Raw genomic sequence first — 25,967 nt, forward strand, 5'->3', positions numbered from 1 at the left:
AAACAAATCATGAAATATTACGGAAAATCAAATACTAGCTTCTAATTTCCTTTCTATGTGTTTTCGTATGAATCTGACAATCTCAGATTTTTCTTTTCGTGCAGATCTCTTTACCTTTCCTGAGCTATCTATGATAAGAACCCTGTTTAAGCGGGGATTTCTTTGATATTCTGTACCTACATCATTTGCAACTATCAGATCTGCATTTGATTCTCTCATCTTCTTCTTTGAAGAGTCTATGAGAAGTTTAAGGGGAACGTTTGCTTCCGCTTTGAATCCCACCAGAAAAACGTCATTTTGCATTTTTTTCACATGATCAATTATTTTCGGGGCCTTTTGTAGTCTTATTATCAGCTCTTTTTTTGCACTCTTAATTTTGGCTTTATTCGGAGTTAGCGTATAATCCGCAGCTGCTGCAGCCATGATCACTATATCGAATTTCCTTCTCAACTGTCCTTTTACGGCATCAAACATCTGGTTTACGGTTCGCACACGTATGACTTTGGCTCCTTTCGGGGGTTCTTCCATGCCTGGACCGTAAACAAGTGTGACAGATGCTCCAGCAGAAATCATCTCTCTTGCAAGCAGTATTCCTGTCGCGCCTGTGCTCTGGTTGGTGATGACACGTATGGGATCAATAGGCTCAACAGTTGGACCGGCTGTGATCAGTATCCGTTTACCTGAAAGGATAGACGAGTGACCAAATTTTTGTAGCACATATTCTAAAACACCCTCTGGTTCGGCCGCCTTTGCTTTTCCTTCTACCATGTTTGGTGTTATGAACTCTATTTTGTCTTTGAGGAATTTCATGTTGCGGAGGACTGCGGCATTTTCATACATCGCTTTATGCATGGCCAACGCCATTATTATTGGAATTTTGGCCCCAAAACCCACAGTTAATACGGTTGATACAGGTGTATCATCAATTCCGTTTGCAAGCTTGCCCAAAGTGTTAGCAGTAGCTGGATACACTAGGATGAGATCTGCCTGTCCATAGTCGGCAAGCTTGATGTGTTCAAGATCTCCAGTAAGCTTGGTAATCACTGCATTCCCTGTGGCCCATTTAAAATAATCAGGCTGGATAAGCTTTGTTACAGCTTGACTTGCAACGCAAGTAACATGTGCACCGTGTCTCATAAGAAGTCTTGCAAGTTCAATTGACTTGTATGCAGCAACACTTCCGGCCACACATAAAATGATTTTCTTGCCTGACAGATGCGTTCCGTACGATTCTACTATATCCAATGATGGATGTTTTCTCTTAGCTTCCAATTTTCCTAATCAACTTGTCAAGCTCGACTCTATCCATGGAGAACCAGTTCTCTTCTGCAGGAAATTTGCCTGATTCCACCTCTGACTTGTAGCTTGTAACTGCCTTTGTTATCTGCTCTGATAAAGAAAGATACTGTTTTACGAATTTAGGCTTTATTTTTTCATACATTCCTAGCATATCATGAATCACTAACACTTGGCCATCACAAAACCTTCCTGATCCTATACCTATAATCGGAATAGAAACCGACTCTGAGATTATCTTGGCAACCTCAGCTGTTACCATTTCTAAGACGATTGAAAAGACTCCTGCTTCTTCTAGTGCTTTTGCATCCTCAATTAGTGTGACTGCCGTCTCTTCTGTCTTTCCCTGTACCTTGTAGCCTTGTGATAGGGTGGTAGTTTGAGGCTGGAATCCTATATGTCCCATCACAGGAATGCCTGTCTCTACTATTGCAGATATGGTCTTGGAAACAACCTTTCCGCCTTCCAACTTTACAGCATCTGCTCCAGCCTTGACCAATCTGCCGGAATTTGCGATGGCATCAGAAATGCTTGCCTGATACGACATAAATGGCATGTCGGCCACAACTAGTGAGCTCTGTCTTGCGCGTGCTACTGCTTCTGTAAACATGATCATCTGCTCCATAGTTACTGGTACCGTATTCTCATAACCTAGCATCACCATGCCTGCACTGTCACCTACCAACAGGATGTCTATGCCTGTCCTCTCACACAGAGATGCTAAGGTATAATCATATGCCGTAATTACAGATATTTTCTGTCCTAGCTTTTTCTTTTCGATTATGTCCTTAACTGATTTATGCATGGTTGGCCTTCCTTGTCAAGTTGTCTCGTATCTCAAGTATGGCATCAGAGAGATTCTTCTTGTTGTCGAATTTTACTTTCGACTGATTTTTCCTGCATTCTAAAATCAGATTTCTAATTCCACGTACTATGTTGTCCACTATTGTAATATCCGCTGTCTGTGCCGTTCTTGACAAAGGATTGAGATCAAAGGTAATCACTTTTTTTCCTGCATTCTTGAGAGCCTGTGTTCTATCTCCATCTTCTAGCGGAACTAAAACCACGTCAGCTGAATAAATCCCATTCACATCCACAATCCTTCTGGCGCTATCTAGGCCGGAAATGCGGATAGAGTTTTTCTTATTTAACCCCAAAATTTGTACTGCGCCGTTCTTTTTCAGCACTCGGTGGATCTTCCGCTTTCTTTCCTCGCTTGAATAAAACAAATTCACCTCGATTTTTGCTTCCGTTGCCTTGGCCAATTGCACTATTTCCTTAGGGCACAGTCCTGCAACATTCCCATTTACAGAAATTACAGGATTCTGTGCGTGCATTAGCATAAAAGCTGCAGCCTTTGTTGCCTTTTTTGCACTCCTTGCAGTTTTCTCTCCCAGCAGGTAATCAAACGCCTCACCTCTGCCATGAGCCATCAGGCCCTCTTTAGCGACCAATCCATCATCGAATGCGGCCACAAGCTTCTCCCTAATGTATAGTGATTGGGCCCGGGGATGGGATTTTGGAATTGGTGATTTCATTTGCCTAACAATCTTGCCCCAGAATCGTCAATTTTTGACTTGATAATAATGCCATCTGAATACTTGTCCAATACATTAATGACCATATCTTCTTGTTCTGGTGGAACAAGACTGAAAATTGTTTCACCAAACAACGCAACTCCACATCTTATCCCATTTGCCCTAAGATCATCTATTACTTGTTGCATTCTGGGAGTTATGATGTTTACATATTTTGCAAATTCTACGGAATGATCATGGAATTCGTCGATACTATGAGTCTTTTCAAGACTAGTGACCATTTTCCCACCAAGACCGTTTATTGACGATAATCGTTCCTTTAGGAATTGTTTTGTAGAAATAGACGAAAAACAGATCATGACCGCTGAATATGCGCCAATAGGTAGTTTTTTTAGCTGACCTATACCCGGGGCGCCCTCCTTTACCCTGATTTCAAATCCTCCATGATATGATGCAAGAACGTCACCAAGTCCTGTTTGGCACATAACTTCAGCCTTGTGTGCTATCTGCCCCAACTGTTCCTTTGAGAATCCCATATTGAATGCCTGGTTTAATGCATATGACAATGATAATGCAACAGCGGCAGAACAACCCAGTCCGTAGCCTACCGGCACTTTGATCTCATGATTTACATGCACAAAATAATTTCCGTTAACATGTCTTAGGAATTCTCTGATTACAAATTCTGATACTTGGGTATTGTCAGGCTTGTAGCCGCTAACTGAAATACTAAAATCGGAGAATTCGGCATCTTCAACGCTAACCGTGGTAGTCACCCCTGTCTGTATTGAAAAACCTGCACCTATTGAGCCCTGAAATTCAGGCCTCAGCTCCCTGTTTACCTCTGCCTTGAAGAATCCAGTTACATGTGCCGGTGAGAATGCAACCCCTCTCATCTGATCCGAATTTAAATTTGAATAAAAATATAAGAATATGGCTTAAATTAATTAAATTGATTTAAATTGACTAAATTCATCAGACGCCTACAAAGAATAGGAAGCAGCATACTTGTTTCTCTTCCCAAGGAATGGGTTGAAGCACACAAGCTTGACAAAAGCATGGAAATCGAACTAGAAACAAACGAGAACACAATATCCATCACTGCAAACAAGACGGAAAGACCGTCAAAAGAGGTGGTGATCTCATATCCGCTACCAGAAAATGAGAACATTGTGGCGGACATAACTGGGGCGTATTTGCTCGGATATGATATCATCAGAATCAAAGGCAAGTCGATAATACCTGTGGAGGATCGTGAAAAAATTCGAAATTCAATGAGAAGATTGGTAGGCATGGAGATAGTCGAAGAAGATTCTTCTAACATCAACGTGCAGTTTCTTTTGGATGCAACAACTCTAAGTCCTGAAAAGATCCTAAAACGAATAAGCTCGATCGCACTTGGAATGTTCAACGATGTTTTGGTCGCACTAACATCAGATGATAGATCAAATCTACAGACCATGTCAAATAGAGATGATGAAGTGGACAGACAGTACTTTCTGCTTGTCAGGCTTATACGTAGTACGATGATAGATAACCGTCTGGCATCTGCATTCAGACTTGAGAACATAGATGTTCTAGACTACAGAATAGCTGCCAACGTACTTGAGACTGCCAGCGATACAATAGTGGAAATCGCAAATTCCGTACTAAACACAACTCTGACAAGATCTGATTTGAAGAAAATTTATGATATAACAAAAGATATTGAAGCAATACACAAAAAATCAATTGATGCATTTATTGCACAAGACAGGCATCTTGCAATCGAGGCAATATCAGGATATAGAAAATTCCAGAAAAAGATCTCCGATATCAGATCATCAATAGAACAAAAAAATCAGTTGCAGATAGACTTTCTTGATCTTATCTACATGTTCGAGCGTGTGTCAAGATCGTGGGCAGATATCGCAGATCTTGTTAAACCTGTATATTACTAGATCTTACCTTTTTTTGCCAGAAAAGTCAGCACGGCACATATTGTTTTGGAATCTATGATTTTTCCCTGTTTTATCATGTTGACCAATTTTTTCATGTCCATCTTGACCACTGACATTATCTCGTCATCGTCTAGCGCCTGACCGCTGATCTTCCTTACGTTTTCTGCCACAAAGCAGTGTATTGCCTCCTTGTTGTATCCTACTGATGGATAATACGTAAGAAAGTGTTTCATCTTCTTTGCTACATGTCCAGTCTCTTCCTGAATTTCTCTCATGGCGCATTCAAGTGGTTTTTCGCCCTTTTCTAGAGTACCTGCAGGAATCTCAAGCACGTATCCGTGTGGAAATCTGTGCTGTTTCACCAAAAGCACTTTACCTGTCTCATCAAAGGCAAGTATTGCAGCAGCGCCACGGTGTTCTATGACCTCTCGCTTTATCTTTCTGCCATTTACTGACAGTTCGTATATTGAAAGGCCCAAGATCTTTCCATCATAGATGGTCTTCTTTTTCATCCGTTTTTCTAAAAGATAATTCCACTTAATATGTCTCTATGACTGTCTAGTCTACAGGATCTGTGTGATTTCTTCCATATTTGATGTTCAACTCGTTATTCACCTTGTGCATATCTGATTGTTTGATGGCCGCTTTTTCATAAAACGCCTTCCTTGCATCATGTGCGGTTCCATTACTATCTAGTACCTGCTGCATTGCAAGAAGCCCTTCTCTTGTCTTGGCCTCGGTAAAGTTGAATTGGCCCCAATAAATGTCTTGAACGGTAGCGTCAATCTGTGATACAAAAGCCGCAAATACATTTCGTGGTTTGAATGGATCAAACTGGTCTATCCATTCCTGTAGATCATTTAACAATGCGATATTAGCTAGCTCACGTTGTTCTGCAAGCATCTTCTGTCGCTCCTCAATTTCCTTTAGCTTTTTTTGCATCTGTGCTTCCTTCTGTTTGTTTTGTTCTATGCTTTCAATAATTTTCAACGCCGTAGGATCCTCTCTTAGCTTGGTTGCGGTTACAACTTTGAATCCATATTCATTTGGCTCTCCATTTTGTACCGTATTATTTACAAAAAATGATGTGTTTGCATAACTTGTCTGGTAGCCGTCTTTGTAAGCTTTTATGCTTACCGTAAACTTGTTTTCTTCTGGCATGCTTGGCAGCTCATATACAAATACGCCGTTGTTATTGGTGGTTGTCTCGGCAGTTCCGAATGGAGTATTAATCTGCACAGTGGCTCCTTCTATCGGTTGCATTTGTTTCCCTTTGATGGTACCGGTAATACTGGGGGTTACGTCAGTTTCCATATGTACACTAATAACGAGTTTTTCGGCCGTTTGAGCGTCTGCAATACCAACTATGCCTGCAAGCATGAAAATCAGAAGGAAAAATCTCATTTTTTGGCCGTCCGTATTTTCTACCTTAAAATAATGAATCGATTTTTTCACAGCTCATTGTTTAAAGTATGGAGCTTGTGTAATTTGACGATTTTTTTTATTAAATTCATCTAATTTTCAAATTATTGGAAATTCTAACAAGGTTTTTTCAAGACTTTTTTTCTAATCAAAATTTATATAAAAACTCTATAAATTCGTGAATCTTTTAGCGTGGTTACTTGACAAATCGCAACTATTTTACACTTTGATATGTCAGATGTAGTCTGTTCGATGCCTCTGCGGTCTTTATTGCATTGTTTATCCATCTCTGCGGCAAAATAATCTGTCTTGGTATGAACAGATCTGCGGTGGCCACTCCATTCACACTACGGATCTTCTGTGTTATGTTATCCAATTCGAATATGTTGTTACTATAACAGAATAACACAATCTGATTCTTTGCAATGAACGGTTTTTGTAAAAACGCACTAGAAAAACTCTTTTTTAACTGATTCATGGTGCTGACAAGATCGTCTTTTATCCATACCAATACTGCAAAAGGTATGTACTGACCAAATTTTTCCGGATCATAAACTAATGTGAACTGTATGGCTTCATCATCCTGTAATTTCTTTAACGATCTGGTTATCGTCTTAGTGGATAGCTTGGTAAGCTTTGATAGATCTTCAATCTTCAGCTGAGGATCTTTCATCAAATAACGAATAATCTCAAGATCCGTCTTTGTAAGATCAGATCGTATGCCGGGATTTTCAGCTTCAAAAATGTTCAATATTCTTACATCGCGCATAAGATTTTTGGCCAGCTCTATTTTCTGTTCCACATCCTCTTTTACAACAATGGCACAGACAGTGATCCCTCCAACACATGGAACCACAAAGAACGGCTCGCCTATCAGTCCGACCTGTTTTAAAATTTTGGCCACATCTTGACCCGTCGTAACCACATACAAAACATTGTATCCCAAAACCGTTGGTTCTATTTTTAATGCAAAGTTTTCTATAATCCTGTTCTCAATCATGCGTGCGATTCTTGATTTTACAGCATTCCCGGAAATTCCTATTTTATTGCCAATTTGCCTGTCTGACTCGCGACAGTTATCAAGCAGAGAACTAAGGATTTTCAAGTCTATATTGTCCAATTTGTCATGATTAGGCATCAGTTTCTTATTAAAGAATACTATTCTTTTATAAAAATGTCTGAAATATTCAAAATTTATAGCTAATACATTAAATATCAGACTATTTTAGTATCTCTGTGGACTATAGGATACAGCTGGCCAAAAGAATGCTGGCCAACAAAAAGGGCAGTCTGATCGGCGCTGTTCTTGCAGTCTCAATTGGAATTCTAGTAATACATGTCAATTTTGTAATATTTCAGGGATTATACGATGCAATCATCAGGGATCTATCAGATTATCGCTTTGGTGATGTAAGAGTAACAGACGAAGAATCCTTTATCACAAAATCCGACATATTTTTGGTAAACTGGTTTGAGCGTATACCATATGTAGAAGCTGCATCGCCAAGAATGCAATCAAGCGCTTCAATAAACTCTACAAAATGGGGCGTGCGAGTGGAAGAGTTTAGAGTTCCAGTAGTCGGAGTCGATCCTTTCCGTGACCCACGAGTATCTACAGTATATCAAACCGTAATTGACGGACAGTACGTCTTCTCAAGAAATTCCGTGGTACTAGGATCATCAGTTGCACGTGATCTTGGAGACTTGCAGGTAGGTGATGTAATAAAGATCAAAATAACTGACAGATTCGGAGTTGACAGGGTACGACAATTTCTTGTTTCTGGAATAGTACGCTCACCTGGAGGACAGGGCTTGGATACTAGCATCATAATCCATATTGACACATTGCGTGACATGATGGAACGGCAAGGGGAAACTGGAGAAATTCTAGTCAAGCTAAACGATAGAAAAAAAGCCGATGAAGTAAAGAACTACTTTCTGACGACGTTTCCAAATGATGATTTTATTGCAGAGACAATAGAAGAATCCGCAGAGCAAGCCTTAAGCGGTTTCCGTTCAGGAATCGCGATGATCAACATGATTGGGTACTTTGGTATGATGTCATCTGCTTTTGCCGTAGTGACAATTCAGATGATGCTGGTGTCAAGCAAGACACGCGAGGTCGGAATCATGCGAGCCATAGGGGCCAAAAGAAAGGACATTCTAATTATATTCATAGTACAAGGCATGATTATTGGCGCTATGGGTGCAAGCGTGGGAACTGCCATGGGTCTGGGATACACATTTTATGCAAAGGAATCAAAAATGTCCTTCCAAGGCAGTATACCTTTAGAGGTAAGCTATGATTGGCCTAAAATTATCCAGACTGCTCTTATGGCGTTTGGTCTTGCCGTGATGGCTTCAGTATATCCATCATTCAAGGCCACGAAACTTCAACCTGTGGAGGCAATGCGTTATGTCTGATATGGTATTGGAAGTCAAAGACCTGAACAAAATCTACGGAGAGGGAGATACCCAAGTGCATGCACTCAGAGACATATCATTCACAGTAAAAAAAGGAGAGTTTTTACTGATTGTCGGAAGTTCAGGTTCTGGCAAATCCACATTACTAAATATGATTGGATTGCTTGACAAACCTACAAGCGGGAAGGTATTCGTAGACGGTGTAAACACTACAAAGCTGAGCGACAGCAAGCTTTCCTCATTTAGAAACTCAAAGCTCGGGTTCATCTTTCAATTCTCTAACCTTCTGGCAGATCTAACTGTGCTTGAGAACGTACTGCTTCCAAGAAGCATACAACACACGGATCAAAATGCCATGTCGGAGGCAATCACATTACTAAAGGCAGTCGGCTTGGAAAAACAAATGCACAAGCGTGCTAACAAAATTTCCGGAGGACAAGCACAACGAGCTGCAATTGCGAGGGGCTTGATCAACAAACCTTCAATAGTGCTGGCAGATGAGCCCACTGGAAATCTTGATTCTGTAACTGCTGACACTACAGTACAATTGATGAAATCTATGGCAAAAAAACTCAATCAAACATTCATCATCGTTACTCACGACAGACAACAATTTGGAGATGTGGATAGAGTGATCACAATAAGAGACGGCAGAGCGTTTGAAGGAGAGGATATTCCGCCAAAAATGGAAGTGACAGCATGAAAAAACTAATTCTTACAGTATTTGCTGCGATCTTGGCAATTCAGATTGGATCCGTATATGGACAACTGGGCTCTGACAAGTCACCGTTTGATAGAAATTTTGCAGATGTTAAATTTCTTGACGCATATTTTGGAAGACCTAATGAGAAAATAGAAGTCACTCCGGGAGACAAAAATGTACCATTTACTGTTGTATTTGCTAATGTAGGATCACAGGATATTACTGGAATAAAAGGACAACTGCAAATGCCAATTGGATTTGCTCCATCTGATGGAAAGGGAGCACTTATTCTGGCAGATAGCGACTCTGAAGCAATAGCTGGAAAGCACTTTTCGCTAACGTTTTTTGTAAATATAGACGAGCATGCTCCAATACAACAATACCCTGCATCCGTAAAGCTTGACTATTCCAGACTACGTGAGGCTGGACAGCGAACGTCTTTCTTTGATTTCAAATTCAAGGTAACCGGCGAGAGTATACTTAACATGAAAGCAGTTGATCCAGTTTTGACCTCATTGAAAAACAACAAGGTTACAGTTGAAATCACAAATGCAGGCACAGCTCCAATGTCCAGTGTAAAAATCGTTCTACAAAATACACAGACTGCGCTTAGCAGTACTACGACATCTATTACAAACATGGAAAACGTAGTGTTTGATCAGAGCAAGTGGACTCTTGGAACCATCAACCCGAAATCTACAAAATACTTTACCTTCCATGTGTACATACCGGAAGGAGTGCGTGGAAACACCCTGAGGGCAATAATGGATGTGACTCATTTTAACGCGCACGGTGATCAGGTAAACACACAAAGATCCGTCGACTTTTTCATAAACGGCTTAATTGATGCAAGAATCTACAACATAGGTGTAATCAAACTAGGAGAAAAGCAGACTGTGATAGGCGAGGTCATAAATGAAGGAAATGTAAACGCCTTGTTCTCGTTTGTCACGCTTGAACCTCTTGATGGCTCGAATCTAAAGCCACAAACTCAGTTCATAGACGAGCTTGAGACTGATTCACCAGTGCCGTTTAACATTCCGATTGAATTTGACGGTGAGCCAAAGTACGGTGATCACAAAGTCAAGATAACGGTGCGTTACAAAGACAGCATGCGACAAGAACACTTGATAAGCGAAGAAGCAACCATCACACTGGAGAACACCGCCAAAGCCCCAGAGCCGTCTGTATCTGATTACATGCCTGGCATGATCGTCGTCATAGTTGCAGCTATAGTAGGTACAGTAATTTACAAGAAAATCAAAAGGAAAAAAGAAGTAACGTCTGAGCCAGAATCATAAATTAGAGTCTAGCGTACTATCATTACAGGACACTCTGCAAGCTCGGACACCTTTCTACTTACGCTACCTAATGCCCTGAGTCTACCGAATCCTGTCAATCCCTGACTGCCCATTACCACAAGCTCCACCTTTTTCTTCTTGGCAAATTTAAGAATCACGTTGACTGGAGAGCCTACAACTATTTCATAATCCGCACACACATCTTTTTCCTTGCATTTAAGAACCGCATCGCGAAGCACCAAGTCAATTTTGGAAAACGCACCCTTGAGATATTTATCTAATTTTTTACCTTCTCCACTTCCAGGTTTGAGATAAAATCTAGAAGGTGCAACAGTGAGTGCATCTACGACTGTGAGAAGATACAGATCAGAGCCAAACATACGTGCAATTTCCAGTGCCTCTGTCAATGCCTTTTTAGAATATTTTGAATTATCATATGGCACAAGGATTGTCTGGTACTTCTTACCCATGATAGTGTGTATTGATTTTTGTATAAATACAATATGTGCGAATCTAGTTAGGTCCACCAATACGTTTCCTTTGGATCGAATTCGGTCCATATCTTACGCACACAATTATAACAACCCAAAGATCAAATTATATCCAATCTGCTGCCTAACTGATTAAATGGCAGCTGGCGAAATCGAGGTTCCAAAGGAAGTGCGACCACTCATGCTCAAAGACGCAAAAGAAACAAAGCTTGGTCACAGAAACGGTGCAATCAGGCAGTATAGATACGGGAACCTGCATATTCGAGAATACAAGGACAAATATCTAGTACATATGGATAAAGTTGATCCGCTAAGTGATCCGTTGGGGCACCTGATATTTGATGCCCCAGAAGTGTTTATCGGACTTGTAAGCGCGGCACTGGGAGGAACAAAGATAGCATCCTACATATACAACAATTCCAGAAAATCCAAAAAGGACAAACAGATTGCAGTAGCCGCCGCATTGGCATCATCACTAGTTACAGGATATGTAGGATACAAACTCACAAAAAAAGTAAAGAACAGCTGATGGGGAGGTAATGAATATTTCATTAATTAGAACAATCAACGTGCTTGTAAAACTTGTCCCAATAATTCTCACGCTCAGAAAAGACAGACGAGAATGGGTGCGACAGGAGGGTAAAAACATTGATCACGAAAAGTTTCAAAAGCATGCAAGAAAAATCCTTAACACGTTTGTTTCGCTTGGTCCAGTATACATAAAACTAGGCCAGTGGCTTTCATCTAGGGCCGACATTCTACCGCAGCCCTATCTTGAAGAGCTTGCAAAACTGCAAGACGATGTGCCGGCGGCCCCATTTGATCAGGTAAAACCAATCATAGAAAATAGCCTTGGCCCTATAGATGAGACCTTCTCGTCAATTAACGCTACGGCCGTATCTGGCGCATCTTTAGGACAGGTTCATCTTGCAAAAATAAAGGATCAGGAAGTCATTGTCAAAGTAAAACGACCCGGAATCGAGCAGCTAATCCAGCAGGACATCAAAGTCCTAAAAAAAGTAATTCCATTTGCAATACGATTCATAGACCCTAACCTGCGCTTCTCGGCACAATCCATGCTGGCCCAATTCATAGAGACTATACACGAAGAGCTCGATTATTCAATAGAATCATCCAATCTCAAAAAAATAAGGCAAAACCTTCGCAGGCATGATAAGGTCATAATTCCCCAAGTATACGATGACTACTCCTCAAAAGACGTACTGACTATGGAGTACATCCCCGGTATCAAAATAACGAATATCGAGGATCTGGATAAGAAAGGAATAGACAGACAAAAGATCGTAATTGACGTGCACAAGGTGTTTTTTACCATGCTCCTGCGCGATTCGATATTTCATGCAGACCCACATCCTGGCAACATCTCGATATCTGATGATGGCTCTCTGATCCTCTACGACTTTGGAATGGTAGGGAAAATCGACAAGGAAACAAGAATGAAACTAGTCCGCCTCTATCTTGCGCTTGTTGAAAAGGATCCGGCAAGAACCGTAAATGCAATGAACGATCTTGGAATGCTTACTCCTGACTTTAACCGCTCAATAATAGAGCAAGGAATCGACCTTTCAATCCGTACTATGCACGGACGGAAGCCGGACGAGATGGAAGTAAAGGCACTCATGGAGCTTGCAAACAAGACCATGGCAAAATTCCCATTCATGCTGCCCAAGAATCTGGCGCTTTACATGAGGATGAGCTCAATCATAGAGGGAATATACAAGACCCACAAGGTCGATTTCAAGTTCGTCAAAGTTCTCAAAGGCATACTGGAAGAAGAACAGCTCATCAAAGACGCCTACATTGAAGAAATAAAATACTCATTTACACGTTTTGCCAAATCACTTGATGCAACAATTTCGATAGCCCCAGAGCTGAAAAAATTCATTGAAGAAAATAGATCCCTCCAATTAAACGCAAAGCCAAAAAACAACACACTGTTAGCAGGAAGCATCCTCTCATCCTCGATTTTCATAGGCTCCTCACTCCTATACTCATCAAATCAAACTGCAGCTGCCGCAGGCATGCTCGGCTCGCTTGTAATAATGGGAATATTTGTTATCTTCAGAAAATATTAGTTATTCTATTGAAATCTGCTTGCCATTTTTCACAATGGGAATTCTGAGGGTAAGTACCCCCTGAACAAGCTTTGCAGAGATGACATCATCATCCTTTACTTGCACTGGAAGTGGAATCTTTTTGTCAATTACGCGCGGCCTTTGCTTGTATACTGGATTCTCCGTCCGGGTCTCGTGTTTTTCTGCTGTAACGGACAAAATATTCTTATTCAGAGTAAGCCTTATGTCCTTCTTGTCAAACCCAGGCAGATCTATTACAGCAATCAGAGAATCATCTTCCAAATACATGTCGACAGGAGGTAAAACAAATTCGTAGAATTCGCGCGATTTATTTCCTATCTCTTTAGCTACCTCTTTTGCCATGTAATTTACTATGCCCATTTTATCCAGATCACCGTTTTTAGTTATAAATTTTGATAGTTTTATAATCACTGCTAGTAACCCCAATACGTACAATGATTATTGTAATTGAGGGAAGTGACCAGGCAGGGAAAAAAACCCAATCTATGATGCTGACAAAAGCTCTCAAAAAAAGAAAGATAAAGACCAAAGTGTTCAGCTTTCCAGATTATACAACTCCACTTGGAAAGGAAATAAACAAGTTTCTTCATGGGAAAAGAAAATTTCCCCCACAGGTCATACATTGCCTTTTGGCAGCAAATAGATGGGAAAAGGCAGATCAGATTAGAAGGGCTCACGAACAAAACTCTATTCTTGTCATGAATCGTTATTATCAATCAAATCTTGTCTACGGTGCCGCAAATGGCCTGAGCATAAAGTGGCTTGAAGGCCTTGATGACGGCCTCCCAAAAGCCGATCTTGTAATAGTTCTTGACGTCTCGCAGCTAGAATCTTTCAAGCGCAAAAAATCAAACAGAGACAAATTTGAAAAAGATACCGAGTTTCTCAAAAAAATATCTCTTACATACAGGAAATTGGCAAGAAAATACGGCTGGCATCTAGTGGACGCATCAAAAACAAGAGAGCAGGTACATCAATCTGTGATGGGAATAATCTCCAAAAAGCTGGCACGACTATGACTGTACTAGACATCATTGATCCAATACACGACTTTATCCGCGTCTACGAAACGGAACTGAAGATAATCGACTCACCAATATTCCAGAGGCTAAGGCGAATCAGACAACTTTCAGGCGCACATCTGACTTATCCGAGCGCACAGCATTCAAGATTTGAGCACTCACTTGGCGTCATGCATGTGGCAGGACAAGCAGCGTCAGCTCTTAAAGAAAATGGATTTTTGGACTCTGACCAGGTTGCAGATATCCGGCTTGCAGCTTTGCTACACGATATTGGCCACGGACCGTTTTCACATCTTTTCGAAGAAGTTCTACAGGAAAAAAAGAAAATATCTCACGAAGATCTAGGTAGGCGTCTCATACTAGACTCTGAAATAGGGGACATACTATCAAAATCGGGATTTAACAAAAAACTCATTGTAAAACTTGCCTTTGGCGATCCCAGATATCGATTCGTTAACGAGATAATCTCAGGATCACTATCTGCTGATATGATGGATTATCTGCAACGTGATGGCTACTTTACTGGAGCAGAACATGCAAAAATAGATCACAAAAGAATCATCCAATCTCTTGATGTCTACAAAAGCAGACTCGCACTGGACAGATCCGCATTGTATTCCTTTGAGTCAATGATATTATCGAGGTATCAAATGTTCAAGGCCGTATATTTTCACAAAACGGTGCGCTCCGCCGAAGTTATGATGCTTGAGGCAATCAGACTTGCAGACAAGAGCGTTGGATTTACCTCACTTGATCTTGACGAATACGTCAAGCTTACTGACGAGTTTGTCGTGTCAAAAATTCTCTCTCTACCTGAGAACAACGAGAATCTGAGGAGAGCAAAAAAACTTGCACAAGACTACCAGAACAGGAGATTGTTCAAGTGCGTTTTCGAACGAATTATGACACAAAAAGATCTCAAATCAAAAGAACCTTTACGAGACAAGATTGCAAACAAATCAAAAATCAACAAAAACGATGTATTTGTGGACACATCGACAACGTCCTCATTACCACTCACACCATCAAAAGAAAAAACAAAATCGATCACGCTTATAGCAAAAGACTCTGGCAAGTCGATAGCAAAGGAAATACCGTTCTCCAAAATACCTGTTGTCGCCTCAATGGCAGAATCCATGAACATACTGAGAGTGTATACTACTGCCCAGTATAGAAAAAAAGTTGAAATTGCAGCAAACTCGATTCTCGGTGGTCAGAAATAATGAAAAAAAGAATAGTCATCAAACTGTCTGGCAAGATATTTGGGATGGAAAACAATGAAAAACTACTCAAAAACTATGCCGAGTTCTTGGTCAAAATAAGCAAAATCTGCCAGCCTGTAGTGATTGCAGGTGGAGGAAAGATAGCGCGTCATTACATCTCACATGCAAGGTCTTCCGGAGCTGACGAGTCAACCCTGGATGAGCTTGGAATCGAAGTATCAAGGCTTAATGCAAAACTTTTGATATATGCACTAAAAAACAAGGCATACCCACACCCGCCAACCACTCTGCCAGAAGTACGACACGCAGTAGACAGCGGCCTTATAGTAGTCTGCGGAGGATTGCATCCGGGGCAGAGCACGAATGGAACTGCCGCTCTCATCGCAGAAAAAATAGGCGCAGTGGAATTCCTGAACGCGACAGACGTTGATGGAATATATGATTCTGACCCGAACAAAAATCCCAAGGCAAAAAAATTCAAGCGAATCGAGCTAAGAAACCTGCGGAACCTACTTGTACACGAAGATTCCGTTGCAGGCGGCTATGATCTGATGGATATTGTTGCCCTAAAGGTAATCGAGCGTTCCAGAATAAAGACGCGCGTTATCAAGGCAGATATACCAATAATTGAAAAGGCAATCAAAGGCCAAGCAGTAGGCACCGAAATAATCCTCTAATCTGGCTTGTTCTGTACTGTAGGATACTGCTCCGTCCATATCTCTACATGATCGCCAGCATACTCTTCGATTCCAGAGTCACGCGCTTTTTTGAATATGTTCATTGCAGCTTCCCTCTCAAGAGGCTTTGATTGGGCCTTCGTGTACCCGTCTCCGTCAACTAGAATTGTGACATACCCATCAACTGTCTTGATCACGGCAACAAAATCCTCTTCTCCAACAGGAACGAACTGTCCATCTTTTTTCTTTGTAGTCAAAGTTAGCATCGCAAAACCACACAGATTGAAAAGCGTCATCTGTGATTTGTTTGCCCTTTCTTTACCTATTCTTACGGCTTGGAAATACTGCACAAATAATTTTCAAAGAATTAACACTATAAGCATTTTCGGCCCTAACGTTTATGACATACAAAATACACAATTGATCATTGAATCCCAGAATAACTCTTGCGATAATTGCAGCAGGGATGGCTGGAATAATAGGAATCATAGCATTTTCTGGGTCACAACTAATCAACGATGTAACAGAAGAGGGCCTAGGCACTATTCCCTCTTCACCAATAACTGTTATACCTCTCGAGCCGCAACTTGAAAAAATCCAAGTACTATCGGTGAACGAAGAAGAAGCTACAATTAAGATCACATTCAAGATAACAAATCCGAACTACAAATCAGCCCTACTTCACGTGGTGAAATATCACCTATATGCAGATGATAAGAGAATCGCTACGGAAGAAATAGGAGACCGTGCGGAAGGAATGGTAACTGGCTCTAACTACTTTACGATTCTTCGAGATTCGCCACAAATGCTGGATGATACAATAATCCTCAAAAACATGGGTGGAGATCCACAATTCTGGTCCTCGCTTTCAGCAGGAAACATCAAATGGAGGGTGGACGGCGAGCTATACTTTAACCTCAGCTCAATGACAAGCGGGCACGAAAACATCGTCCAATTCGAGTTCACGTACTAGATCGTTTAGATTAAACAAACACAGCTTTAGTTTAGTTTTTTGCCAATCCAATTGGTGCTAAGCCAATATTCCATAGATAATCTGGTAAGATCAGCCCAGTTTCTTGCAGATCTCACAAAGACGCTAAGTTCTGAAATTTCTGCCATGGAGCGAATCAAAGCAGACGTGGTCTTGCAGCAGCGTGAAACCCACAAACAAGGCATGCTGGTAAGAAAAATGACTGACTATCTCTCCGATGAGCTTGGAAGAATAGAGATGAGTCTTAATGACAACGCATCCCATTCACTGAACAAAAAACTATCAAACTTGAATGAAACGGAAACAAAACTGCGACTGCTACGGGGACGACTAGACGAATTTGTCAGCAACGATGATGCAGAAAACCTCAAAAAATCCGACACTACTTTGGTAAGCGATCTTAAGCGTTATGAGGCATTTCTACTTGATCTGACAAGCATGCTCAATGAGAAAATACCTCAAATCGAAAGGATCACAGACAGAGCAAGAGCAGAAACACGGGAAGCCCAGCAGCAAAAACTACTACTCAAAGAAATGACAGACCTGTTCAATACCGAGCTTGAGGAGCTTGATTCGGCATTCTGTGAGATACGTGGCAATACCGTATCATAAAATATTAAAATTGTGATATTTTGCTCAAATAAAAAAAATTTTAGAAAAATTATATAAAATATGACTGGACTAGCCAAGCAAATGGCAGAAGCATCATTGGCAGCCTATGGCTCAGTAATTGGGGTTGGCATCGCACTGGCAGTAGTATTATTTGCGCTGCGAGGAAAGGGCCATCCAGAATCATTAGAATAAGATCACAAGATCTTTTTTTACTTATTTTTCAGACCAAATAACTCTGTGAGTGAGAACTGTTTTCCTTCATTTCTTTTGATGTAACAACGCTCGTAATACTGGCACTGGGTGCATTCCGCAGAAGGCTCCAGTATAGGCACCTTTCTTTCGCCTACCAGATTGCTAAAAACGCGTACTCTTCTGATTACTTCCTCAAACATCTTTTTCTCCTTTGCTGATACGAATGATGTCTCAGAACCATCACCTGTAATGTATATTATAACGCCATCCTGCTTTCCTGATATCCACATGCAGGCATTAAGATACAGAATGTCAGATGCAAAAGGTGTCTCAGGCGCAATGGAGACGGTCTTGAAGACTATGACAATATCATCAACTATCATATCTGACTGGCCCTTAAGCTTGATGTCTTCAATTGCAAATTCGGCCATCTTTGAGCCGTAAGGAAGCTTTCTTATCAGACCGCCAAACAGATTGCCAAATCCTTTAGTCTCTGGCTCTAGCCTTTCGAATCTGTCATAATATGAGCGTCTCATACAACGTGTCACCTCGTGAAGATATATGGTCTTGTTATCTGCAGGTTCTGCAACCTGTAGATCGACTTCCTTTGTTATAGCATCGGCAGCGCTTGTGATTGTTTTCCTGTAATCGCGATCACCCATCATATGTGTTCACTCAGCTCAGCAGCCTTGTCAAAAATCTTGAAATTCTATCGGAAAATGCAAGAGCCACAAAATGTAAGCCAAATCCGACTATGGCACCAACTAGAAGATTTGAAGTAGTAAAATAAATTCCCAAAAACACGCCTAGCGCAGGCAATGTCAGGACCAATGCCAAAAAGGTGCTAACCCAAATGGTGTTAACTATTGCATCAGCAGTAAGCTCGGACTTTTTCTTATGAAGCCTGATCATCGATGGGGTTACTCATATTGCACTATATAACTGGATTATTCTTCCTGTTCCACTATTAGCCTTGACATGGTCGTTTGCGGCGGTATCTTCTGCTCTACTGCAAACGCAATTGCCGCAATATTTCTTACCTCATACAACGTAAGCTTTGTTATTCCAACTATGGTGGAAAAGCTAAACATCTTGGTAAACGACCTGTTGACTGCCTTGTAGATTGCCATCTCAAAATTGTGCTCAAACTGTGATACTGCCTCAATTTCGTTATCTGTCTGCGGGACCAAATCCTTGTATCGTGTGGTTGCAAGCTCATCAAGCACGCTCTTTACAGAATCAGATGATATCATCTTGCCTAACAGATCCTTTGGCACGCTCGGTGTATGAGTTACGATCAGATTCTTTATCTGCTCCTCGTCCAGTCCCCAGAACTTGCCTCGCAGAATTGATAGTATGTTGTAAAAATCAATATCCATACCGGCAAGCCTGATAAGGTCACGATCACGAGAGTTTCTGACGGCCCTGCCTAACTGCTGATACAAAATCTTGTCCAAAAACACATCGAATACCTGGATGTTTTTTTTCTCATTGTACACTGCAATTGATTTGGCAACCTCATCGCCGAACTCAATTGCTCCAAGTGATGCTACTGCCTCCTCAAGATCTTTTGAGACAAGCGCCTTTACAATTACATCGCGCTGTCCTATCAACTCCTCTGCATGCAGATTCAGGTGCGGCTCTATTTCCTCCTGTGTCTTTCCTAACGCCTTTCCCTTTAGGATTACCTTCAGATTCGATATTAGAAATTTCAAGTAATAGGCATCCAAAACGTCTGACTTGCCAGCAGTACTTGCAATGGAATAATGAATTTCGGCAAGCTCACTACGCAAGGCAGATTCTATGCCAGCCGCTGTGTACGGCTTGGAAACCTTGGAAACGGCGTCAGCATATTTGGTATTCTTTATCCTTGTTATCAGCTCATCAAGGTCGCGTGCTTCGGCCAAAGTCTGAAGCTCGGATTTTGAGAGCAGTTTGCCTCTTTGGCTAAATGACTTGACAGAGGCAAATACCTTCTGCGATCCACCAGAACCCATTGTTTTGGCTCCTATTTCAAATGGATTTTAATGTTTGGGGATTATGCACGTGATTTAGCTGATACCCTTCAGAAAATTCAGCGTCTTTTCCTTCTCAGTTTTTGGCATGGATGCAAAGCTTTCCAAAAACTCCTTCTGAATCAGAATTGTTTCATCTGATGCCTCAAGAAACCGCCTCTTATCCAGCGGCAAAAGCTCTATCCTTCCATCACAATATGCTTTCACATATGCCTTGAACAAGGAATAGGCAAATCTTGGGACGAACCTTACCAACGTCATAATCTGCTCCTCAAACTCGCTGTCGTGATTCTTTGCCGCAGAGAAAAACTTCTCAAGTATTTTTTCCCTGCCGATTATCTCATCAAGCGATAACGAGACTAAAAGGCCACTTTCAGTCAATGCGTAATATGGCATGCCCTTTTCTTGTAAGGCCTTGGGGCCCCTCTTTAGTGGCAGCCTACCAGCTTCACTTACTATGCCCAAAGGGATCAAAATCTCATCAAGGTCGCGGAATATCCCAGAATAGATGTTCTTCCATACTGTGCCGCTTTCTTGTGCTATCTTTTGCGCTATCGCAGTTCTGGTGCATTGTGCAGGATTATTTTGAGTTGCAAGACATACTATTATGGCCCTCTGTCTTTGGGCTTCACCTGTAAGCTCCTCTCTCTTAGTCTTGAACGTTTCAAAAATGCCTAACCTTGGCCTCATCTTGCCCCCGTCCATAGCATAATTTTTTAATTTTATGTTATTATCCAAGAAACAGTCTATTTAACAATTTACGTTTTTTGATAATAAAACTTCCCTATCCTTAAATAATTTTCACCTTTTCGGAATTCCAATGAAGAACAGGAATCACAAGTATGCTCTATTACTTGTGGTAGCAGTTGCCGCAACATCTACGGGAGTACTCTCTCATGCCTACGCACAACAGGTAACCGATGGAATGGACGGGTACGTAAAAGGTACCTCTGGCGTTTACACCGGAAACCCGAACGAGTGCTGGTATGAAGAAGAGCCAGGCTCTGGAACGTTCTTCCCTTGTATGATTGATACAGGTGATACCGCATGGATGCTTACTGCAACATCTCTGGTCCTCTTTATGACCCCAGGTGTAGCATTCTTCTATGGTGGTCTTGCCAGATCAAAGAACATGGTGAACGTACTAGGCATGACTCTTATCGTAATGGGTCTTATCTCAGTGCAGTGGATCCTCTGGGGTTACACACTGGCATTCGGTCCAAACGATACTGATGCAAACATGTACATGGGTGCACTAGATTATCTGGGATTTAACAAAGTCTCGCATCTTGCACCCCTTGGGGAGCTAGGCGCGTGTACCGACCAGGATTACTATGCCCTCAGATCGCCATATGTGATCAGCGAGGACGTAAAGTGTAGTCTATCTTGGCCAGGAACAATTCCGCACCAGCTGTTTGCAGTATTCCAGATGACATTCGCAATTATCACACCGGCACTAATCATCGGTGGATTAATTGATAGAATAAAGTTCAGCGCATTCGTAATCTTCATTCTACTATGGGCAACCTTTGTTTACGATCCGGTAGCACACTGGGTCTGGGGCGGAGGATTCATAGGAGGAGGAGCGCTCGATCTGAACCCCGATCTATCGCCAAGCTTTGCATTAGACTTTGCAGGCGGAACGGTAGTTCACATCACATCAGGATTCTCTGCCTTGGCAGGAGCACTGGTGTTGGGAAGAAGACTTGGGTATGGCAAGGTTCCGATGGAACCACACAACATCCCATTTGTCGTCTTGGGAACCAGCATTCTCTGGTTTGGATGGTTCGGATTCAACGCAGGAAGCGAAGTAGCAGCTGACGGCATATCTGTAAGTGCATGGGTTGTGACAAATACAGCAACTGGCATGGCAGTAGTAACCTGGATGCTTATGGCATGGGCCCACACGGGTAAGCCTAGCGTTGTAGGTGCCGCATCAGGTGCAGTTGCAGGACTTGTCACCATCACACCAGCAGCTGGTTGGGTAGGTCCGATGGCAGCAATCATACTGGGTATTGCAGCCGGAAGTGTCTGTTATGGATGCGTCGCGTTCAAGAACTCACGCAAGTGGGATGATGCGCTCGATGTATGGGGAGTACACGGAATGGGTGGCTTCACAGGAGCAGTTCTAACAGGAACACTCGCTAGTCCACACATCTGGGATACGGGCGATGGAATAGGCGCATGGACTGGAACACCAGAAGGCTACGAGCAGCAAGCAATCAACGTCCTAGGGGCATTGATCTCTGTAGGATACGCATTCGGTCTTACAATCGTCATATTGAAAGTAATGGACGCAGTATGGCCAGGCGGAATCAGAGTAACTCCAAAGGAAGAAGAGATTGGACTTGACTTGGCTCAACACGGAGAAAGAGCATACGTAAACGAGTAAAAAACTCACACCTTTCTTTTCCTTTTTGTTTAGAAACACAATTTAACGCATTTATCATCCACTAGGATGTGCTCATATCTGTAAGAGAGCTTGCGGGCAGGCTTTCAGAAAAAGATCTAATAATAATCGACTGCAGATCGTACAAGGAATATTCAGAGGGCCACATACCGGGCGCCGTCAACCTCGATCTATTTGCATTTCACTGGTTTGACACATCAGAAAGCGGAATTGAGGGATTTGATGCCCAGACAAGGCAAATTTTCTCATTTGTTGGAGTGACAAACAACAAAATGGTTGTATTCTACGATGGCGTCTCTGGGATGCTTGCAGCCAGAGGCGTCTGGATGCTATTGTATTTCTCACACAAAAATGTGGCAATGCTTGACGGTGGCCTGAAAAAATGGCAGGCCGAGGGACTGGAAATTCAAACAAAGACAAACGGATACTCGCCAGCAAAATTTGATGGAAAGCCAAGCTCAAATCTGCTGGCCAGCTACGAATACATTAGGAAAAATCTTGGCAAATTAATTCTGATTGATGCAAGATCAAGGGAGGAATACTCGGGAGATGTGATCAGGGGCTCAAGGCGTGGCCACATACCAGGCGCAATCAATGTAGATTTTAATTTGAATATCTCAGATGACGGCACATTCAAAGACGAAGGATCTCTTTCAGCACTATACAAAATTCCAAAAGACTCTCAGATTGTCACTTATTGTCAGGGAGCATATCGTGCAGCCAACTCGTTCGTGGCTCTCAAGAAACTTGGCTTTGAGAACGTTAGGGTTTATCTTGGTTCTTGGGGCGAGTGGTCCAACAGGACAGAGCTGCCCGTTGAATAGTTATTTTTTCTTCCAGATTAGCTGGTTGTAGAGCATTTCTGGTACGACCTGTCTGAATGGCTGTGCTCCGCCGTCATACCACTTTGTAAAGAATTCGTACAAGTGTAACCTGAGTGACTGTATGTATACAATCAATCCCTCGATCATCATGATGCCCAAGTTTCCGCCTACGATCATCGCTATCCCTCCAGGCGATGACCATCCTCCAAGTGAGGCAAAGGAATTATTCACAGTCATAAGTAGGGCCGCGTGCACAAGCAACATGATTCCAAGTCGTGCATAGCTGATAGTATGTGCAAGACATTCTACTGTCTTGCCAAGAAGTACTTCCATGACAACATTTGCCGCACTTCCGCCGTCCTCTGGGTGGTGCTTTGCATGAAGAATTCCTCCTACCATCATTACTGCCATTGAGCCTAAGACGATAACTACTGCAATTCTTGTAACAATCCATACGGTTGCCCAGTCGCCAAGGAACACCGTGACCCATGGCACCGGCTCGTTATGTACACGAGAATACATATTCATTACATCATAGCTAGAACCTATCGCACACATCATGATTACCACTATTCCTCCATAGAGGGTCAGATTTGGAATCGCCTCTAAAATCATCATCTGTTTGTGACCTTCCTTCCTCAACCTCTTGATTCTTAGTATGAATGCCCAGACCAGATGAATTATTCCAAGGAATATTGAGACCTTTAGAATGGTGATGACTTGCTCGAAAGTAAGCTCTGCAACGCTTATGACTCCGACAAGCCAGGATACTGGCTCAAGTGGACCGTGCAAGATATCCTCAAACGGCTGCAAATGATCTATATGGAATCCAAACATCTCGCCTGCTCCTACTCCAGCAACTGCGGCGGATGCTCCTGATATCGCAATTAGCATTCCCCATTTTGACATGGTTCCCTGTCCCTTTACTTTGAAGAGCAGTCCCAATCCCATAAGAAGAAGGCCGTGTCCCAGATCAGCAAACATCACTCCATAAAATATAGGCCACATGAGCGAGATCATGGGCGTCGGGTCCGCCTCCCCACGCCTAGGAATCCCTTGGCTTTGCGTGATTACCTCAAAAGTCCTAACCCAACGCTTGTTCTCAAACAGCGTGGGTCTGTTCTGTATTAGTTTTGGATCAGTAAGATCTTCTACAACTGACATCCATTGCTTTGTAACCTCTCTGAATTTTGATTCCATGTTCTTTGGGATGTATCCTTGAATTACAGCAAATCTTTTCGTTCCACCCGGCTTGCGCAACGTTTCTAGCACCTCTTTTGCCATGTATGCACTCTCATGCAAAGACAGAATATCGCGTCGCAGTGATTTCTTGAGTCCAGCTATTTGCTCGTCTGTTTTTTTCTGTTTTTGTGTAAGCTCTGCAAGCTTTGACTCTATGAGAGAGTATGCTTGCGAAGGGATTTGCGGCAGTCCGGCTGGTATGACAAACGGGTTTGCATTAAACCCACGGAATACCTTCAATACCCTGTCAGAATCATCAGCACTGCTAATAATAATGAGCGCCGTCTTGTCCTTTGATTCTAAATCATACTTGTAAATCGTCACCCCTTCAAGGGAACGGGACACTTCGGCAAACTCTGAGGAGTTTATGACAAACAGATTGGTGTAAAAATACCTCATCAGCCCAAAACCGCCAAGGTCCACATTCAGTTTTTTCACTACGTCAAGAGTCTCTTTTATGGTAGAATACTCTTCGATTGCACGCTGGGTGGTAGATGCTTCGTCTAGAAGCTGCGCTGCATTGTTAATTACTCCTGGAGACTTGGTTTCAAGATCGGAAATCATCGTTTCAAGCTCCTCAATTTCATATTGCTTCTTTTTGATGACTGTTCCCTTGAATAAAATCTCCATAATTCCTACCTGCAGCGGGATCTGTAGTCCCTTTACCACGTCGTCAACTGACTGGTAGATCTTTTGGGCTCTAAGTAGCAAGTCATCGATTTCAGGCGTTACGATGTCGTTTTCAGTCTCTATCTTATGAAACCACTCGAATTCGGCTAGGCGAGAAACAGCTTGGGGCGTCTCCGATCTAGGTAGAATTATACTTCCTAACTTTAGATCCGCAACAACCAAGTCAACTTAACGCTTTTCTGGCGATTTTAAAATCTTTTCCAAACATTAAAATCCATTTGAAATAGGAGCCAAAACAATGGGTGTAGACTCTGCATTAGAGAAGACAATTGAAAAAATTCTCCATACTACAGAAGAGCAGATCCTTTCCAGCCTCAAAGAAGCCCTAAAATCATCAAAAGATACGCTTGCCAGCTCTAGAACCTCACTAGAAGCAGAATATGAGAAGATACTGGCAGAGGGCAAAAAGGAGGCAGAAAAACTTGAAAAACAGATCGTGGGTAATGCCGATCTTGATTCTAGAAACAAGCAACTTTTACTAATTGAGGAATCCATCGGAAAGGTGTTCGAGAAGGCAATCAAAAAGATCCAAAGCGCAGACCGCGACAAGGAATATTCGAAATTAATATCATCAATGCTTGATGAATCAATCAAAACAATTGGAACTAAAGAAATAGTAATACAAACAAATTCAAAAGACAAACCAGTGGTTGAATCACTCCTATCGAAATTCCCAGGAGCTACTTTATCCAAAGAAACAATAGATTGCCTTGGAGGTGTTAGGGTGCAATCAAAAGACGGGACAATGGTTTTTGATAATACTATAGATGCTAGAGTAGAACGTCTGAAGCCTTTAATAAGGAAGGATATTGCATCAAAATTCGGAAGGTAGTTGGA

At 42.0% G+C, this 25,967-nt stretch carries 29 protein-coding genes; 14 read left to right on the top strand and 15 right to left on the bottom strand.

Annotated elements, in window-relative coordinates; translation table 11 throughout:
* Positions 1-27: 27 nt before the first annotated feature.
* The 4 genes from coaBC to NITUZ_RS09395 are packed head-to-tail and all read right to left on the bottom strand — an operon-like array spanning position 28 to position 3,730.
* Positions 28-1,272: a bifunctional phosphopantothenoylcysteine decarboxylase/phosphopantothenate--cysteine ligase CoaBC gene (gene coaBC / locus NITUZ_RS09380; RefSeq protein WP_048197321.1), complete on the bottom strand. Its 1,245-nt coding sequence runs from the start codon at positions 1,270-1,272 to the stop codon at positions 28-30.
* Positions 1,262-2,101 (bottom strand): 3-methyl-2-oxobutanoate hydroxymethyltransferase, encoded by an 840-nt coding sequence (gene panB, locus NITUZ_RS09385; protein ID WP_048197322.1) that lies wholly within the window; start codon positions 2,099-2,101, stop codon positions 1,262-1,264. The genes coaBC and panB overlap by 11 nt, the downstream gene beginning before the upstream one ends.
* Positions 2,094-2,834, bottom strand: coding sequence for a 4-phosphopantoate--beta-alanine ligase (locus NITUZ_RS09390; RefSeq protein WP_048197323.1), 741 nt, complete (start codon positions 2,832-2,834; stop codon positions 2,094-2,096). Before NITUZ_RS09390 ends, panB begins: the two co-directional genes overlap by 8 nt.
* The gene (locus tag NITUZ_RS09395) at positions 2,831-3,730 is read right to left on the bottom strand and encodes a pantoate kinase (protein WP_048197324.1); all 900 of its coding nucleotides are present in this window, start codon (positions 3,728-3,730) and stop codon (positions 2,831-2,833) included. Before NITUZ_RS09395 ends, NITUZ_RS09390 begins: the two co-directional genes overlap by 4 nt.
* A gap of 66 nt (positions 3,731-3,796) precedes the next feature.
* Here NITUZ_RS09395 and NITUZ_RS09400 point away from each other — a divergent pair, with 66 nt between their 5' ends.
* Positions 3,797-4,774 carry a phosphate signaling complex PhoU family protein gene (locus tag NITUZ_RS09400; RefSeq protein WP_048197325.1) on the top strand — a complete coding sequence of 326 codons (978 nt, stop codon included), beginning with the start codon at positions 3,797-3,799 and terminating at the stop codon, positions 4,772-4,774.
* Here NITUZ_RS09400 and NITUZ_RS09405 read toward each other — a convergent pair.
* From NITUZ_RS09405 to NITUZ_RS09415, 3 genes are all read right to left on the bottom strand, one after another.
* Positions 4,771-5,286, bottom strand: a complete 516-nt coding sequence (locus tag NITUZ_RS09405) for an NUDIX hydrolase (RefSeq protein ID WP_048197326.1) — start codon at positions 5,284-5,286, stop codon at positions 4,771-4,773. The two genes, NITUZ_RS09400 and NITUZ_RS09405, sit on opposite strands and share 4 nt — an antisense overlap.
* Positions 5,287-5,332: 46 nt before the next feature.
* Complete coding sequence (locus NITUZ_RS09410) at positions 5,333-6,178, bottom strand: carboxypeptidase-like regulatory domain-containing protein (RefSeq protein ID WP_048197327.1); 846 nt, start codon at positions 6,176-6,178, stop codon at positions 5,333-5,335.
* 232 nt (positions 6,179-6,410) lie between these two features.
* On the bottom strand, positions 6,411-7,316 hold the full coding sequence (locus tag NITUZ_RS09415) for an Lrp/AsnC family transcriptional regulator (protein ID WP_048197435.1): 906 nt from the start codon (positions 7,314-7,316) through the stop codon (positions 6,411-6,413).
* A gap of 146 nt (positions 7,317-7,462) precedes the next feature.
* Here NITUZ_RS09415 and NITUZ_RS09420 point away from each other — a divergent pair, with 146 nt between their 5' ends.
* Genes NITUZ_RS09420 through NITUZ_RS09430 form a run of 3 tightly spaced genes read left to right on the top strand, consistent with a single transcriptional unit; the run spans position 7,463 to position 10,624 of the window.
* Entirely contained in the window at positions 7,463-8,620 is a 1,158-nt protein-coding gene (locus NITUZ_RS09420; RefSeq protein WP_048197437.1) for an ABC transporter permease, read from the top strand.
* A 1-nt stretch (position 8,621) separates the two neighbouring features.
* On the top strand, positions 8,622-9,323 hold the full coding sequence (locus tag NITUZ_RS09425; protein WP_244443862.1) for an ABC transporter ATP-binding protein: 702 nt from the start codon (positions 8,622-8,624) through the stop codon (positions 9,321-9,323).
* Positions 9,320-10,624: a COG1361 S-layer family protein gene (locus tag NITUZ_RS09430; RefSeq protein ID WP_048197328.1), complete on the top strand. Its 1,305-nt coding sequence runs from the start codon at positions 9,320-9,322 to the stop codon at positions 10,622-10,624. The genes NITUZ_RS09425 and NITUZ_RS09430 overlap by 4 nt, the downstream gene beginning before the upstream one ends.
* A gap of 8 nt (positions 10,625-10,632) precedes the next feature.
* On the opposite strand, the gene NITUZ_RS09435 is transcribed toward NITUZ_RS09430, so the two are convergent.
* Positions 10,633-11,094 (bottom strand): universal stress protein, encoded by a 462-nt coding sequence (locus tag NITUZ_RS09435; RefSeq protein ID WP_048197439.1) that lies wholly within the window; start codon positions 11,092-11,094, stop codon positions 10,633-10,635.
* A gap of 157 nt (positions 11,095-11,251) precedes the next feature.
* Here NITUZ_RS09435 and NITUZ_RS09440 point away from each other — a divergent pair, with 157 nt between their 5' ends.
* Together NITUZ_RS09440 and NITUZ_RS09445 are read left to right on the top strand one after the other, a co-directional pair.
* Positions 11,252-11,644 (top strand): hypothetical protein, encoded by a 393-nt coding sequence (locus NITUZ_RS09440; RefSeq protein ID WP_048197329.1) that lies wholly within the window; start codon positions 11,252-11,254, stop codon positions 11,642-11,644.
* Between the two features lie 16 nt (positions 11,645-11,660).
* Positions 11,661-13,211, top strand: coding sequence for an ABC1 kinase family protein (locus tag NITUZ_RS09445; RefSeq protein ID WP_048197441.1), 1,551 nt, complete (start codon positions 11,661-11,663; stop codon positions 13,209-13,211).
* Here NITUZ_RS09445 and hsp14 read toward each other — a convergent pair whose 3' ends face one another.
* Entirely contained in the window at positions 13,212-13,592 is a 381-nt protein-coding gene (gene hsp14, locus NITUZ_RS09450) for an archaeal heat shock protein Hsp14 (protein WP_048197442.1), read from the bottom strand.
* Positions 13,593-13,666: 74 nt separating this feature from the next.
* Between hsp14 and tmk the strand changes: the two genes are divergently transcribed.
* The 3 genes from tmk to pyrH are packed head-to-tail and all read left to right on the top strand — an operon-like array spanning position 13,667 to position 16,154.
* A complete protein-coding gene (tmk, locus tag NITUZ_RS09455; RefSeq protein WP_048197331.1) occupies positions 13,667-14,251 on the top strand; it encodes a dTMP kinase in 585 nt (194 codons plus the stop codon).
* Positions 14,248-15,477, top strand: a complete 1,230-nt coding sequence (locus NITUZ_RS09460) for an HD domain-containing protein (protein WP_048197333.1) — start codon at positions 14,248-14,250, stop codon at positions 15,475-15,477. The genes tmk and NITUZ_RS09460 overlap by 4 nt, the downstream gene beginning before the upstream one ends.
* Positions 15,477-16,154, top strand: a complete 678-nt coding sequence (gene pyrH / locus NITUZ_RS09465; protein WP_048197335.1) for a UMP kinase — start codon at positions 15,477-15,479, stop codon at positions 16,152-16,154. The genes NITUZ_RS09460 and pyrH overlap by 1 nt, the downstream gene beginning before the upstream one ends.
* Here the strand turns inward: pyrH and NITUZ_RS09470 are convergent.
* Positions 16,151-16,504 carry a hypothetical protein gene (locus NITUZ_RS09470; RefSeq protein WP_048197337.1) on the bottom strand — a complete coding sequence of 118 codons (354 nt, stop codon included), beginning with the start codon at positions 16,502-16,504 and terminating at the stop codon, positions 16,151-16,153. The genes pyrH and NITUZ_RS09470 overlap by 4 nt on opposite strands.
* 77 nt (positions 16,505-16,581) lie before the next feature.
* On the opposite strand from NITUZ_RS09470, the gene NITUZ_RS09475 reads away from it, so the two are divergent.
* Both NITUZ_RS09475 and NITUZ_RS09480 read left to right on the top strand, forming a co-directional pair.
* The gene (locus NITUZ_RS09475; RefSeq protein WP_048197338.1) at positions 16,582-17,127 is read left to right on the top strand and encodes a hypothetical protein; all 546 of its coding nucleotides are present in this window, start codon (positions 16,582-16,584) and stop codon (positions 17,125-17,127) included.
* Positions 17,128-17,166: 39 nt separating this feature from the next.
* Entirely contained in the window at positions 17,167-17,757 is a 591-nt protein-coding gene (locus tag NITUZ_RS09480) for a hypothetical protein (RefSeq protein WP_048197340.1), read from the top strand.
* 209 nt (positions 17,758-17,966) lie between these two features.
* On the opposite strand, the gene NITUZ_RS09485 is transcribed toward NITUZ_RS09480, so the two are convergent.
* The 4 genes from NITUZ_RS09485 to NITUZ_RS09500 are packed head-to-tail and all read right to left on the bottom strand — an operon-like array spanning position 17,967 to position 20,654.
* Positions 17,967-18,611, bottom strand: a complete 645-nt coding sequence (locus NITUZ_RS09485) for a Dna2/Cas4 domain-containing protein (RefSeq protein ID WP_320409014.1) — start codon at positions 18,609-18,611, stop codon at positions 17,967-17,969.
* Positions 18,612-18,624: 13 nt separating this feature from the next.
* Entirely contained in the window at positions 18,625-18,861 is a 237-nt protein-coding gene (locus tag NITUZ_RS09490) for a hypothetical protein (protein WP_048197343.1), read from the bottom strand.
* A 35-nt stretch (positions 18,862-18,896) separates the two neighbouring features.
* The gene (locus NITUZ_RS09495) at positions 18,897-19,946 is read right to left on the bottom strand and encodes a V0D/AC39 family V-type ATPase subunit (protein ID WP_048197344.1); all 1,050 of its coding nucleotides are present in this window, start codon (positions 19,944-19,946) and stop codon (positions 18,897-18,899) included.
* Positions 19,947-20,000: 54 nt separating this feature from the next.
* The gene (locus NITUZ_RS09500; protein WP_155991584.1) at positions 20,001-20,654 is read right to left on the bottom strand and encodes a hypothetical protein; all 654 of its coding nucleotides are present in this window, start codon (positions 20,652-20,654) and stop codon (positions 20,001-20,003) included.
* Positions 20,655-20,784: 130 nt separating this feature from the next.
* Here NITUZ_RS09500 and NITUZ_RS09505 point away from each other — a divergent pair, with 130 nt between their 5' ends.
* Both NITUZ_RS09505 and NITUZ_RS09510 read left to right on the top strand, forming a co-directional pair.
* Positions 20,785-22,356, top strand: coding sequence for an ammonium transporter (locus NITUZ_RS09505; RefSeq protein WP_048197348.1), 1,572 nt, complete (start codon positions 20,785-20,787; stop codon positions 22,354-22,356).
* A gap of 68 nt (positions 22,357-22,424) precedes the next feature.
* Positions 22,425-23,198: a sulfurtransferase gene (locus NITUZ_RS09510; protein WP_048197350.1), complete on the top strand. Its 774-nt coding sequence runs from the start codon at positions 22,425-22,427 to the stop codon at positions 23,196-23,198.
* Here the strand turns inward: NITUZ_RS09510 and NITUZ_RS09515 are convergent, their stop codons facing one another.
* Positions 23,199-25,292: a V-type ATP synthase subunit I gene (locus tag NITUZ_RS09515; protein WP_048197351.1), complete on the bottom strand. Its 2,094-nt coding sequence runs from the start codon at positions 25,290-25,292 to the stop codon at positions 23,199-23,201.
* Positions 25,293-25,368: 76 nt separating this feature from the next.
* Between NITUZ_RS09515 and NITUZ_RS09520 the strand changes: the two genes are divergently transcribed.
* On the top strand, positions 25,369-25,962 hold the full coding sequence (locus tag NITUZ_RS09520) for a V-type ATP synthase subunit E (RefSeq protein WP_048197353.1): 594 nt from the start codon (positions 25,369-25,371) through the stop codon (positions 25,960-25,962).
* Positions 25,963-25,967 lie beyond the last annotated feature (5 nt).

The sequence above is a fragment of the Candidatus Nitrosotenuis uzonensis genome (assembly GCF_000723185.1).
GTDB classification, from domain to species: Archaea; Thermoproteota; Nitrososphaeria; order Nitrososphaerales; family Nitrosopumilaceae; genus Nitrosotenuis; species Nitrosotenuis uzonensis.